This is a genomic window from Natronogracilivirga saccharolytica, from assembly GCF_017921895.1.
GTDB classification, from domain to species: domain Bacteria; phylum Bacteroidota; class Rhodothermia; order Balneolales; family Natronogracilivirgulaceae; genus Natronogracilivirga; species Natronogracilivirga saccharolytica.
Map to the genome: position 1 here is coordinate 266,712 of NZ_JAFIDN010000002.1, position 14,028 is coordinate 280,739.

The 14,028-nt window shown below is 49.8% G+C and carries 10 protein-coding genes; 4 read left to right on the forward strand and 6 right to left on the reverse strand.

Annotated elements, in window-relative coordinates:
* Positions 1-4: 4 nt before the first annotated feature.
* The 6 genes from NATSA_RS03455 to lipB all read right to left on the reverse strand — a co-directional run bounded on the left by NATSA_RS03455 (position 5) and on the right by lipB (position 4,889).
* Positions 5-370, reverse strand: coding sequence for a HesB/IscA family protein (locus NATSA_RS03455; protein ID WP_210510432.1), 366 nt, complete (start codon positions 368-370; stop codon positions 5-7).
* 212 nt (positions 371-582) lie between these two features.
* The gene (locus NATSA_RS03460; RefSeq protein WP_210510433.1) at positions 583-1,245 is read right to left on the reverse strand and encodes an AlbA family DNA-binding domain-containing protein; all 663 of its coding nucleotides are present in this window, start codon (positions 1,243-1,245) and stop codon (positions 583-585) included.
* A gap of 109 nt (positions 1,246-1,354) precedes the next feature.
* The gene (locus NATSA_RS03465) at positions 1,355-2,362 is read right to left on the reverse strand and encodes an NAD(P)H-dependent glycerol-3-phosphate dehydrogenase (RefSeq protein WP_336244675.1); all 1,008 of its coding nucleotides are present in this window, start codon (positions 2,360-2,362) and stop codon (positions 1,355-1,357) included.
* Positions 2,359-3,060 carry a glycerol-3-phosphate 1-O-acyltransferase PlsY gene (gene plsY, locus NATSA_RS03470; protein WP_210510434.1) on the reverse strand — a complete coding sequence of 234 codons (702 nt, stop codon included), beginning with the start codon at positions 3,058-3,060 and terminating at the stop codon, positions 2,359-2,361. Before plsY ends, NATSA_RS03465 begins: the two co-directional genes overlap by 4 nt.
* A gap of 110 nt (positions 3,061-3,170) precedes the next feature.
* Positions 3,171-4,094: a lipoyl synthase gene (lipA, locus tag NATSA_RS03475; RefSeq protein ID WP_210510435.1), complete on the reverse strand. Its 924-nt coding sequence runs from the start codon at positions 4,092-4,094 to the stop codon at positions 3,171-3,173.
* A 69-nt stretch (positions 4,095-4,163) separates the two neighbouring features.
* Complete coding sequence (gene lipB, locus NATSA_RS03480; protein ID WP_210510436.1) at positions 4,164-4,889, reverse strand: lipoyl(octanoyl) transferase LipB; 726 nt, start codon at positions 4,887-4,889, stop codon at positions 4,164-4,166.
* A gap of 453 nt (positions 4,890-5,342) precedes the next feature.
* On the opposite strand from lipB, the gene NATSA_RS03485 reads away from it, so the two are divergent.
* From NATSA_RS03485 to NATSA_RS03500, 4 genes are all read left to right on the forward strand, one after another.
* Positions 5,343-6,755 (forward strand): serine hydrolase, encoded by a 1,413-nt coding sequence (locus tag NATSA_RS03485; RefSeq protein WP_210510437.1) that lies wholly within the window; start codon positions 5,343-5,345, stop codon positions 6,753-6,755.
* Positions 6,752-8,269 carry a serine hydrolase domain-containing protein gene (locus tag NATSA_RS03490; protein WP_210510439.1) on the forward strand — a complete coding sequence of 506 codons (1,518 nt, stop codon included), beginning with the start codon at positions 6,752-6,754 and terminating at the stop codon, positions 8,267-8,269. The genes NATSA_RS03485 and NATSA_RS03490 overlap by 4 nt, the downstream gene beginning before the upstream one ends.
* Positions 8,270-8,581: 312 nt before the next feature.
* The gene (htpG, locus tag NATSA_RS03495) at positions 8,582-10,528 is read left to right on the forward strand and encodes a molecular chaperone HtpG (RefSeq protein WP_210510440.1); all 1,947 of its coding nucleotides are present in this window, start codon (positions 8,582-8,584) and stop codon (positions 10,526-10,528) included.
* Positions 10,529-11,054: 526 nt separating this feature from the next.
* Positions 11,055-14,006, forward strand: coding sequence for a SusC/RagA family TonB-linked outer membrane protein (locus NATSA_RS03500; protein WP_210510442.1), 2,952 nt, complete (start codon positions 11,055-11,057; stop codon positions 14,004-14,006).
* Positions 14,007-14,028 lie beyond the last annotated feature (22 nt).

The following is a 14,028-nucleotide window of genomic DNA, read 5'->3' on the forward strand; positions in this document are numbered from 1 at the left end:
TGAATCAGGCGCTAAATGAGGTGCCGCAGCCACAGGTACTTGTTGCATTTGGATTGTTGAAAACAAAGCCGCGGGCATCCAGACCATCACTGAAGTCAATGGAGATCCCACTCAGGTACAGCAAATGCCTCTTGTCAATTATGACCTGCACACCTTCGGTAACATACTGCTCGTCATCGGATGTTTTATTATCAAAGCCCAGTGCATAACTCAGCCCGGAGCATCCGCCGCCCTCAACCGCGATCCTCAGAAGATGATTCTCGGGAATCTGCTCCTCTTCAATGATTTTTCGGACTTGCCGGGCAGCACGCTGTGTCAGACTGACCGGGGATTGTTTGTCTGTAGTGACGGGATTGTCTGTGTAACTCATACTTGTAAAACGTATTCTTGATCCGGCTCTCAAGAGCCGGTACTAAAAATCAATTATTTAGATGTCGTCGTAATATATAAAGGATATTCACTTTATGGAAGTTCCTGATTTTCGTCCGTTCCGGAAAAGCAGATTTTTCTTCCGGAGGTACCGGATAACGTTACAGGAACTGCCTGCGTGCTCCTGAAATGGGATATTCAGCCGGCATGCCGTCAGGGCGCCAGTGTGAAAACATCAGTCTGATTCTTTTTAAAGAGTTTAAGCACACCCAGACTGGTCAGGTCTACCAGAATTTGAGACGCCTTTTTTCTGTTGATATCGGCAATGTTTGAATATGTATCAACGGTAATATCAGGATATTCATTCAGATACCTGAACAGTTTTTGCTCATTGTTCCCGTAATGAAAGGTCACCCCTTTATTGGATGATTGTGACCGGAGGATTTCAGTCATTTCATCGCTTGCACGCACACTCTGGTCATCCAGGCGCACATATACGGCATCGCCCTGTCCGTTTGCGACAGCTACGGGCTTCCTGTCGGATTCCTCAATGTAGACGTGGAGTATCTCCCGCTGATAGTAGGGAATTACCTGCATGTGATAGGTAAGTGCCGGTGAGCAGAGCTCGTGCGCCGCCTGTTCGAGATAAAAATCCTGCTCATGGTAACTCTCAACGCCGTAAATTGAGCGGTCATCATCTACACCAATGACCAGATGTCCGCCGTGTGTATTGGCAAATGCGGCAATTTCGCGGGCAATTTTTTCCGGGGAGGATATGGAGCGCTTGAATTCCAACATCAGACCTTCACCGGAACGAATCAGATTTTTCAGGTCCCGCAAGCTCATGGAGTGGTGGATGTGGGCTTGCTGTGTCATGATTTTAGAGATCTGAAATGAATCAAAATAACGAAGCGTACGTCAACTCTTAAAAGAGGTAACGAAAAAGGTCCTTAAATAATTTATAAAAACCTGAAAAAAAGGGAAGTCAGAAAATGACTTCTTCCTTGGGTTCGCGTGTCATCAGTTCGTATACGGCATCCTGCGGAGAAACGTCTTCAAAAAGCACCTGATACACCTTTTCTGTGATGGGCATGGTCACATTCAGGATTCTGGACCATTCATAGACCGATTTGGTGGTTTTGACTCCTTCGGCAACCATATCCATGGATGTAATAATATCATCGAGTTTTTCACCCTTTCCGATCCGGTAGCCAACATTACGGTTTCTGCTGTGCTGGCTGGTGCAGGTTACAATCAGATCACCGATGCCTGTGAGTCCGGAAAAGGTATCCTGAGATGCTCCGAGAGTAATTCCGAGTCTCCTGATTTCGGTAAGCCCCCGTGTAATCAGGGCGGCTTTGGCATTGTCACCCAGATCTGCGCCGTCGGCAATACCGGCTGCTATGGCGAGGATGTTTTTTACGGCACCGGAAACTTCAACTCCGACGATATCACGGTTTATATAAACCCGGAATTGAGGCGTCATAAAGGTTTGCTGAATAAATACCGCGGTATTTCTGGAGGTCGAAGAGGCAACAACCGTTGTAGGCATCCCGCGGCTCACCTCTTCGGCATGACTGGGTCCCGACAGAACACCGATGTGATCCTCCTCAATGACTCCGTCGAGCACTTCTGTCAGCACCTGACTCATCGTCAGGAAGGTATCCATTTCGATACCCTTTGCTACAGAGACGATGCGTTCGTTTCCTTCAAGAAGCGGCCTCACCTTTTCGGCCATGCTCCGGATCGTGTGTGACGGGGTCGCAAATACCACTAGACCGGAACCGCGGATGACTTCACCGAGCTCACCTGAAGAAGTGATATTCTCCGGCAGTGTGAGATCCGAGAGATAGACACTGTTCTTTTTATGCTTTTGTATGCTGTTGACGATTTCCGGTTCGCGGGCCCATAAGCGTACGTGGTGGCCCTTGCCGGCAAGCAGCATGGACAAGGCAGTACCCCAGCTTCCGGCTCCGATGACACTGACAATCACGTGGTTTGCTCCTGATTAAGCCGGCCTTTTGCAGGTTTGAAAGACCGGATGCGATTTTCGTTTCCCTGAATCAATCTTTTGATATTGGAATGGTGTTTGATGATGATGCTCGCCGCAACGGTGGCGCTGATGACAATAAGGCTTCCGTCAATATCAAAGCCGAACCAGAAGCGCAGCATGAGCAGAAAAAGCGGGTAGGAAAAACATGCAAGGATGGAACCCAGTGACACATAACGTGTGGAAAATAAAACGATAACAAAGACAAGAATTGCCAGGGTGATCGATATGGGTTCGATGCCGTAAAGCATGCCCGCTGCCGTAATGACTCCTTTGCCTCCCTGAAACTTTGCATAGAGAGGATACATGTGTCCCCCGACCGCAGCGGCTCCTGCAATCAGTCTCATGAACACATCCGTCTCCCAGGTGACACCAAGAATGACGATCTCCGGCAACACACCGCCGGTAAGGTAACCGATCTGACTGATGTAATATGCCGCTGTGAAGCCTTTTGCAACATCGATAAGACTGACAGCAACGCCCGCCTTCCAGCCGAGAATCCGGAATGTATTTGTAGCCCCGGCATTACCGCTGCCGTGCTCGCGGATATCCACCCCTTTGAACAGTTTTCCCACCCAGATGGATGTCGGGATGGAACCCAGCAGATAGCTCAGTACTATGATAAGAAGAAAAGAAAGCATGAAGACTCCCCGGTAATGTTAGCGGGTCGCTTTGCGGTAAAATTAATTTGCCGAATTACTTAAGTAACACTTGCAGAAACTTTTAAAATAGGATTTTTTTTGGTTCCAGCCTAAGCAGAAGGTTCCAGGTGCTTGTGAGCATGGTAGGATGACCGTACAAACGGTCCGCTTTCCACATGCTCAATGCCCTTGCTCTCACCCACCTCTTTGTACGTTTCAAACATGTCCGGGTGGACGTACTCTTCAACCGGCAGGTGCATTTTTGTGGGTTGCATGTACTGCCCGATGGTCATGATATTGACACCGGCGCGGGATATGTCATCCATAAGCTCAAAAACCTCAGCCGGAGATTCACCAAGTCCCACCATTATGCCGGTTTTGGTGCGCATGCCTGCTTCTTTGGATATGCGAAGCAACTCAAGGGACCGGTCGTACTTCGCCTGCGGCCTGACACGACGGTACAGCCGGGGAACACTCTCAAGATTGTGGTTCAGAATTTCTGGTTTGGCGTCAAGCACGGTCTGGAGCGCATCCCATATACCGCGGAAATCAGGGATAAGTACCTCGATGGTGACTCCGGGTATCTCGTCTCTGAGGCGGTGAATGGTTTCTGCAAATATCGGCGCCCCGCCGTCTTTTCGCTCATCACGGTTGACTGATGTGATGACGACATGTTTCAGATCCATCAGCCTTGCTGCCTCAACCACCCTGTTGGGCTCATCCCAGTCCAGACCCTGTACCGGACGTCCTGTTTTCACAGCACAAAATCCGCATGACCGGGTGCAGACATCCCCTAATATCATAAAGGTTGCGGTGCCGGCATTCCAGCATTCCGACATATTGGGACAGCGCGCTTCGGCACAAACCGTGTTGAGGGAGTGATCTTTTATGATGTCGGAGATCTCCTTGTAGGCCTTTCCGCCGGGTATTTGTGAGCGGAGCCATTCCGGCCTCTTTTTTCGGGATTTGCCTTCAGCCGGATGCTTACGGGTATTCCGGGAGTCGGCAGGTATTACGTTGAGTTCTTTTATCATCTGATGATCTGAAAAATGAATCTGTTAAAATTGAAGCGATATTAATTAAGCATGTGTAAAATAGGGAGTTCAGCCCGATTCTGAAACTGCATCGATTTTGCAGTCAAACAACGATTCAAACCGGCCAAGCAGATGCTCCTTTATCTCGTTCATGGAAGGGGCTTTACCGAGAATTTTTTCAAAGCTGGTAACGCCTCCGTCATTGATGCCGCAGGGGATGATGCCATGATAAAACTCCAGGTCTGTCCGGACATTCAGGGCGAATCCGTGCATGCTTACGTAACGGGAACACTTGATCCCCATTGCACACAGTTTGCTGTTGCCGACCCAGACACCCGTCCGGGACGGCACTCTCCCGGCATCAATGCCGTATTCCGAGGCCGTCCGGATAATCACCTCTTCAAGTAGCTCAATGTACCGGGCTACTCCCGTTCCGAAGTGTTCCAGGTCAAAAACCGGATAGCCGACAAGTTGTCCGGGTCCGTGATAGGTGATGTCACCGCCCCGGTCCGTTTTTACAACTTCAATCCCCTTTTTCTGAAGGATGTCAGGTGTGAAGAGCAGGTTCTCCCATTTTCCGCTTTTACCGATGGTATACACGTGCGGATGTTCGACAAAGAGCAGGTATCCCGAAGGCAGTTCTTCTGCGGATTCCTGTGACTCACCAGTATTTATCCCGTTGCCGGCATCACGTTTTTTCCGATCGATGAGTTTCTGCTGTAGTGATTCCTGGAGGCGCCAGGCTTCATTGTAGGAAAGGGCTCCGAGGTCTCTGTGTTTTACAATGCGCTTCATGTTAATGGTATATAATGCTTGCGGGGCGGATGTTGTTCCGGAAAAAGTCAGGAAGGGTGCGCCGTCAATGTCTGCAGCTTGTGTCTGCGGCTCCTGAAGAGCTCATGCGGGTGTTCTTCCTGTCCGGTGCAAATTGGTTTATTTTTCACCGGAATATACGAAACTGTAAGCAATTCGTCGCTTTCTCAGGCTTCAATCTGATATCCATCTGCCCGGCCGGACAGGAGCGGTTCGGACTTGTTCTGTCCTGCCCTGACCTGCGATGCCATGGCCTGCAAGCGTCGGGAACACCATCCGGCAGATCACATCAAAATGTCGGTATGGTATTTGTCATGTTGACGAGAATGCCGATATTACGATGTTGCAAGGAATAACAGGGACAATAAAAGCGCCGTGGGTCATGCTGATCCGGGCACAGATCGCTCCCAACTGGTCATACTGGATGATCACATCATGAACAAACATCTATTTACGATTAAAAAGTCCCTGACGGTATTTGCTGCCATCGCACTTGCGGTGCCCGGTCTGGTGCGCGCAGAGCAGGGGCTGAGGGTCGCCGAAGATACCGCCAGGCCCGACTATTCCCACGTTTCAGAGACCGACCTGGACAGCATTTTCATGGCTTACGACAAGCCGGATTCTCCGGGATGTGCTGCAGGTGTTGTTTGTCACGGGGACCTGATTTTCTCCAAGGGGTACGGCAAGGCAAATCTTGATTACGGCATTCCGATCAGGCCGGATTCCCGTTTCATGATTGCATCGGTTTCAAAGCAGTTTGCCGCCGCGGCACTGCTCATGATGGAACAGCAAGGCAATCTGGATCTCGATGAAGATCTCAGGACCTATATTCCGGATATGCCCGATTTCGGCAAGCCCGTCACGGCGCGGCAGATCATGCATCATACCTCAGGGCTGAGGGATATCTACAACCTGCTTTCGCTGGCGGATATCGGCCTGGATGATACCACCACAGATGATGATGCCATGGTTCTGCTGAGCCGGCAGCAACGCCTTAACTTTGACCCCGGAAGCAGGCATCTTTACAGCAACAGCGGGTACTTTCTGATTTCCGTTCTTGTGAAAAATGTGACGGGATTGTCATTGAGGGATTATTCTGAAAAATATTTTTTCGAACCGACCGGAATGAAAAGCACTCACTGGCATGATGATACGGAGATGATCGTGCCGAACCGGGTGATCAGCTACCGGCCAACGCCGGACGGTCACGGACAGTTCTACCGCGGTAATATGAGCCGGGTTGGTGCACGCGGACTGTTTACCACAATTGAAGATTTTGCCAAATGGGATGCCAACTTCGTTGAAAACCGGACTCTTCTGGAAGACTTCTCCGAAAAGATGACCAAACCGGGGTCAACTTCCCGCCGTGATTCCATCAACTATGCAGCCGGGCTCAGACTGGGCAAGTACAAGGCGCTTCCGACGGTCGGGCATGGTGGCAGCTATATGGGCTTCCGTACAAACTACATGCGCTTCCCGGATCATCAGCTTGGCATCATCGTTTTTTGCAACGAGAGCAGTATCAACCCCGCGGTACATGCGCGGCAGATTGCGGATCTTTATTTAAAAGAGGCATTCAATAAAAATTTCAGGGAATTTGCCGGAACATACCGGTCCGGTTCGCTTGATACCGGGTTTGATGTCTACCTTGAGGATGGTGACTTGTACCTGAAGCGGCTTGCCACCGGGACAAAAGAGGCGGAGTCCCGCAGACTGATCTGGGACGATGACGATGAATTCAGAGCAGAACGATGGAACGTTCAGTTTGAGCGCGATGACGATGATGAAATCACAAAATTAACCATTCAGGCACCCCGAACCGGAAAAATCACTTTTGAAAGAATATGACCTATTTGCACACATCCCGAATTCTGCTGCTGGCCGTGATTCCGTTCATGGTAGCGGCTTGCTCCACAGAGACGGGTGAAACCATCGCCAACGGCAACAGCAATGACGTCAATGATGAGCGTAACACCTTGCTGAACGGCGAAGAAAACAGCGGGGTGACGGCATCCGGCTATTTTGACGAACAAACGCTCTCCGGTATCTTTGATCTCTTCTCCGAATACGACAGGGATAATGCGCCGGGGTGTGCTGCGGCCATATACAAGGATGGAAGAGCGGTCTTTGCAGAAGGCTTTGGCATGGCCAATCTGGATCATGACATTCCGCTGAGTGACTCATCCCGTTTTTATATGGCTTCTGTCTCCAAGCAGGTAACAGCGGCAGCTGCCGGACTGCTGATCGTCCGGGGGGAGCTCGATTACGATGCGCGTGTATCCGATTATCTTGATGACTGGCCGGAATGGGCTGAGGATGTGCGCGTAAAACACCTGTTCAATCATACCTCCGGGCTTCCGGATATCTACGACCTGATGGAAATTTCGGGGATATCGCTGAGTAATGTCATGGATGTCGATGACTATATGTCGGTGTTCTACAGCGCCGAGTCATTGAAAAACCGGCCGGGAAGTTCGTACAGCTACACCAACAGCGGCTATACGGCTCTGGCCGGACTCATAGAAAAAATCAGCGGGGAATCGTTTTCATCCTTTGTTGAAGAATATCTGCTGAAACCGCTGGGGATGACATCCACTCATTTCCACGATGACCGCCTTCGTGTTATTCCCGATCGTGTCATCAGTTACGCTCCAAAAGGTGACACTAATTCCGGGTCCGGTGACGGCAATGACCAGGATGCTGATTCTGAAGAAAACAGGCTGCCGCCGTTTCGCCAGACCTATCTCAGCAATTTCCAGGGTGTAGGTCCGGGCGGATTGTATTCTACCTTGAAAGATTGGCAGAAGTGGGAGTATTTCTGGATGGAGGGTAATGACTTGCCTTCCGAGTTTGCTGATTTGAAGCAGCTCCTCATCCGTCAGGAAAAAGTGGATGGAGATACTCTTGAATATGCACTGGGTCTGGATGTTACAACCTGGCAGGGCATGCGCAAAGAAGGTCATTCCGGGAATTTCATGGGGTTCAAAACCGATGTCCGTCGTTTTCCGGAATCAGGATATGCGTTTCTTACGCTTTGCAACAGAGAGGATGCGGATCCGGGGGAAAAGAACAGGGAGATGACCAGAATTGTGCTGAAAGAACCCATTGAAGCGTTTTTGAAGTCCTACAGCGGCTCATACCACAATGAAGAGCTTGAAGTTGATTACAAGCTGACAGTTGAAGATGCATCGCTCAAATTAAACCGCAGGCTGTCTCCCGGGGGTGCGATGACAGAAGATGAAAAGGATAAATGGAGCGCGGGTTCATGGGAGTTCGTGTTCCGGAGAGATGATGATCAGGGCATAACCGGCTTCGTTGTATCAACCGGAAGAGCCCGGGAAGTGGAGTTCATCAGACGATAAACCATTAACAAAATGACCGGAGGTTGTCATGACACAGAGAAAGCAGGTTCTTGTACTTATTGGAATCACACTCGTTCTGGCTCTTGTTACGAATGTGCTGATAGCCATTCTTTAGGTATCAGGGTGTACATGCGGATGCAGGCTGACAGGCACACCGGCATGCACGCGAAGCCGGAATCTGCTGCGGCTAATCCGTGAGAGGGATTGATTTTTTCAACGTAATATCATTTTTTTTCTCGTCTGAAAACGCCAGGATAATAATTATAGAAAGACGTGTAACCGGAAACCCGAAACGTATCTGATAACGGTATTATGGCAAAGAAAACAAAGCAGCAGTTTGAGTTCAAAGCTGAAATGAAGCAGCTGCTTAACCTGATTGTAAACTCGCTCTATACCAACCCGGAAGTATTTCTTCGCGAGCTCATATCCAATTCTTCAGACGCACTTAACAAAGTGCGGTTCAAACAGGTTACGGGCGAAAAAGTGCAGTCGCCCAAACTTGCGGCTCAGATCCGTATCAATGTAGATGAAGAAAAACAGACGTTTGCCATTGAGGATACCGGCATCGGTATGACTTTTGAAGATCTGACCGAAAGGCTTGGAACCGTGGCCAGCTCCGGAACCATGGAGTTCATCCGGCAGCTCAAAGACCAGAAAAACAAGCTGGACGGCAACATGATCGGACAGTTCGGGGTCGGATTTTATTCGGCGTTCATGGTTGCAGAAGAGATCACCGTGGAAACACGGCACGCAAATCCGGACGAAAAGGCATGGAAATGGGTTTCTGACGGACAGGGAACCTATGAAATCGAAGAGACGGATCGCACTGAACGCGGCACCAGCGTCTCCTTCCGGCTGAAAGATGAACACAAGGAGTTTGCAAGTCCGGAGCGCATAAAGCAGCTCATCAGGAAGTACTCCAACTTTGTAGATTACAGCATTCTGGTCAACGGCGAAGAGGTGAACTCTCAGGGAGCGCTCTGGCATAAAAACAAAAATGATGTTACCGAAGAGGAGCTGAAGGAGTTCTACAAGTTCATTTCGAATGACTTTGAGGACCCCCTCGACCATCTCCACCTGGCAATGGAAGGCCGGATTAACTTCAAGGCACTGGTATTCGTCCCGAAAAAGGCGAAGCCCGATTTTTTCCGGACCGAAAATCTGAATTCACTGCAGCTCTACTCAAACCGGGTTTTCGTCCGGGAAAACTGCGAGGATCTGCTTCCCGAGTACCTGCGCTTTGCCGAAGGTATTGTTGACAGTGAAGACCTGCCTCTTAACGTGTCCAGGGAAGTAACGCAAAGCTCCCCCGTAATGGCAAAAATCCGGGACGTGCTGGTCAGCAAAATTCTTGGAATGATCGAGTACTGGGTTGAGAGTGAGCCGGAAAAGTTCCGCACATTTTATGATGAGTTCGGACCCCTGTTCAAATCCGGAATTAATTCCGACTTTTCGAATCGTGACCGGCTGATTGAGCTGCTTCACTTTTACAGCACAAAATCGCTTGACGGTACAGCTGACGATGCCGCAAAAAAGGGTGGTAAAAAACAGGATGATAAAAAAGAAGACGCAAAAAACGAGGACGGTGAAAAATCGGCGATGAGTGACATGGTTTCACTCAAATCCTATACCGAACGGATGCCGGACTCACAAAAAGAGATATACTATCTGTCAGGAGACAATCTCGATGAGCTGAAGCGGGATCCCAAACTGGAGTACTTCCGGAAAAAGGGGATCGAAGTGCTGCTGCTGGCCGATCCGGTGGATGCATTTGTTGTGCCGGGCATCGGGACATACAATGAAAAGCCGCTTAAGTCCATTGAAAAAGCTGACCTGGATATCGAAGAAGACGAAACGGATCAGAAGGAAAAGGTGTCAGGAGATGCCCTTGAGCAGCTGATCAGGATATTCAAAGATGAGGCTGGTGACCAGGTTGAGGATGTGGTGGCATCCCGCAGGCTGGTTGAATCTCCGGTAACACTTACGGTTGGAAAAGAGGGTATGGACTCGCATGTCGAAAAAATGATGAAAATGATGGATCAGCAGACGGGTCCGTCCAGGCGTGTACTGGAAATCAATCCTTCACATCCGGTGATACGCAATTTGAGCAATCTCAACCAGTCCGGGAAGAGCGAGCCGGTGCGGCTTATGGCTCGCCAGCTGTATGACGGCGCCCGCCTCATGCAGGGGGAGCTGGAATCTCCCGGAGAATTTGTCAAAAGGATGAACAGCGTGCTTGAACTGGCCAGTAAGCAGTAATAAGTGCGTGATTTTTAATAAGTGCCGGTATAAGCCCAAAAACTACCGGCAGGTTTGAGACAGGCACGTACCTGACCCTGGGAATGCCATGCTGAGCGAGCATTTGGAATGTAAACCAGCATCAAATAAAGTGAGAAAAATGTAAAATAATGAAAACCAGGATGGTTTGATCTCTTTAGGTCTTTATTAAATGTTAATATTTGATAAAGAAAAGCGCTTTTATTGACAAAGTGTTCGCAGTATTTCAAATTGCACATGTATTAATGAGCAATTGCAACGATTGCTCGGTTTTTACAGGGATAAGAAAAATCTAATAAAACTCAAATATTCAGGCTGTTGTGTACAGGTATGGCAGAATCAGGCTAAAAAATGTATGACTTCTGCTCATTTGGTTGGGGAAAGACCCATAAAAAGCTTTCCAGTATCAGAATTATTGATGTGAGCAGTTTCTCTGCTGGTTAGGTCATGCCGCTCCCGCAGCAATGCAGAACCACAAACTGAAACCCATGAAATAAAAGGCGTCACTATGATGAATGTTACCAGGAAGTTATTATTGATAATACTGGTTGCCGGACTGATTCCTGTTGCGGCTAAAGCGCAGGATGGGGAGATTTCCGGAACCATTACGGATGAAACAACAGGTGAAGGACTGATGGGTGCCGAAATCCTGGTTATTGAAGAAGGATGGGGCACGACGACGAACCTGGACGGGGAATATGTTCTTGACGGCATTCCCGAAGGTACATACACCCTGGAGGTGAATTTTCTGGGCTATGCAAGTGAAACACGTGTTGTGGAGCTTGGTCCGGATGAAACGCTAACCGCCGATTTTGCCCTTGCAGAAGAGTGGCTCGGCATGGACGAGGTGGTCATTACAGGTACCGCCGGTGAAACAAGAAGGCGTTCACTTGGTCACACCGTCAGCAGAGTTGATGCCGCCGGTATTGCAGAACGAACAAGCTCGTCGACCATAACCGAACTGATTCAGGGGCAGACTCCCGGACTGACCATGATTCCCGGATCCGGTACAGTCGGAGCCTCGGCCAATATTCGGATTCGCGGAGCGTCATCACTTTCAGCTAACAACCAGCCTGTCTGGTATGTGGATGGTGTTCGTTTCAGCAGCGGAGGCCAGGGCAGCTTTGGCGTTTACGGGCAGAATACATCGGCACTGGATGCTCTGAATCCCGATGATATTGAATCCATTGAAGTGATCAGCGGTCCGTCAGCGGCTACGATTTACGGAGCAGACGCCGCAAGCGGTGTTATAAATGTGACGACAAAGCAGGGAAGCATGGGCGAACCCACATTCCGCTGGAACGCCTCAGTGGAACGTGGTGCACTAAGCTGGCCGACCAGCTGGAGGCCAACCAACTATATGGAAGTAACACAAGACCGCCTGGACGATCCGGATACATGGCCGGGACTTCAGGGCATGCAGGTTGGCGACTTCTATGAAAGCATTCCGATGGATGATGATACCGATGCCCTTCGCACAGGAGCACTTCAGCGATACAGCCTCTCCGTAAGAGGTGGCGGAGAAAACTATGCGTTCTATGTTTCAGGTGCCCGGGATGAGGAAGAGGGCGTATTTATGGGCAACTTCCAGAACCGCACCTCCCTTCGCGGAAACTTTGATTTTTACCCGCTGGATCAGCTGAACTTTTCCGTCAATGCAGCCTACTCAAACAATGAGGTGGGACTGGTGCCGAATGATGACATATTTTACGGCATTATCATCAGTTCCTGGCTGGCTGAGCCTGGACGGGATTATGATGCACCGGGTGACAAAGGGTATTTCACAATCGCCCCGAGGTATTACAATCAGTACGAAAACGTGACCGAAGCCAACAGGTACGTATTGGGAACGACCATCAATTACAGGCCAACCGACTGGTTCCGTAACCGTCTGCGTATCGGTATCGACAGCAACGTAAGAACAGCAAACGAGTTCTATCCGCCTATGGATCCGGAGGTTGCTCCGTTCGGCGGTGCAGTTGTTGAAGGCTTCAGGGCACAGGCACGCCCCCAGACAACCACCTACACCTTTGATTACGGCGGGTCCATGGACCATGATCTCACAGATGAGATAACGTCACAGTTTTCTTTTGGTGCACAATACGATGTGACGATCTATGAAAACATTTCCACCACAGGTGAAAACTATGGATCCGAGCATATCACACTGGTAGGATCAGGAGCAGAGACATCCGGATCGGAAGGTTACTCGGAATCCAGAACACTCGGACTGTACCTGGAAGAACAGATTGGCTACCGCGACCGGATTTTTCTGACCGGTGGACTGCGGATGGACAACAGCTCGGTATTCGGTGATGAAATCGAGTCGGTTTTCTATCCCAAAGGGTCTCTCTCATACGTGATTTCCGAGGAAGACTTTTTTGATGTGGATCAAGTTGATGAACTGAGGTTCCGTATTGCTTACGGTCAGGCAGGAAATATTCCCGGACCGTTTGATGCCATGAGGACATGGACGGTTACAACAACTACCCAGGAAACCGGGCGCAGCGTCCCGGCACTTCAGTACAGCTCATTCGGTAACCCGGATCTTGAGCCGGAGCGTTCAACCGAGCTTGAAACCGGATTTGACCTGTCCATGTTCCGGGATCGTGTCAACCTGGAGTTCACTTATTACAACATCAATACCAGAGATGCTCTCATCAGTACAGATGTTCCGGGCTCGTCAGGATGGCACGGCAGCCGACTGGTCAATATAGGTGAAATCGAAAACAGGGGAGTTGAGCTGCAGCTTTCTTTAATACCGGTTCAGACACCTGATTTCTTCTGGAGCAACACGTTCTCGTTTTCCACAAACAGCAATGAGCTTGTTACCCTGGCCGAAGACCGTGAGCGTGAAATATTCGGCATCTATGCTCCGGTTCAGCGGTTCGAAGAAGGCAAACCGCTTGGCGCCTTCTGGGGTCAGCCTGCCGAGGTGGATGAAGATGGCGTAGCGTCACTTACCGGTGAGGATGTGTACAAAGGACCATCCGTGCCGACAAGAGAGCTCCGGTATGCCGCAGATGTCACTCTCTTTGGCAACATCACACTTTATGCTCTGCTGGACTACCAGGGCGGTCACTATCAGTTCAATGTTAAAGACTGGCGCCGAGACCGTGCAGGTATCAGCTGGAAAGTCAACGATCCGGAAGCCGATCCGGATGAAGTAGCCAAGCGAATGCTCTGGAATCAGACCGCATTGCATATAGAAGAAGCTGACTTCATCAAGCTTCGGCAGCTGTCAGTCGGATACACCCTCCCAACGCAGTGGATTGAGAGATTTGGTGTAGACAATGCCCAGTTCAGACTTACGGCCAGAAATGTGGCTACACTGTGGACCAGATATCGCGGTCCTGACCCGGAGGTCAACTTCCATGGCGATGCGGATTTCTCAAGAGTTGACTCCTGGACTGCTCCCAATTTCCGCAGAATCACGGGTTCCCTGAACGTGAGTTTTTAGAAATTATACAACGCAAATAGAG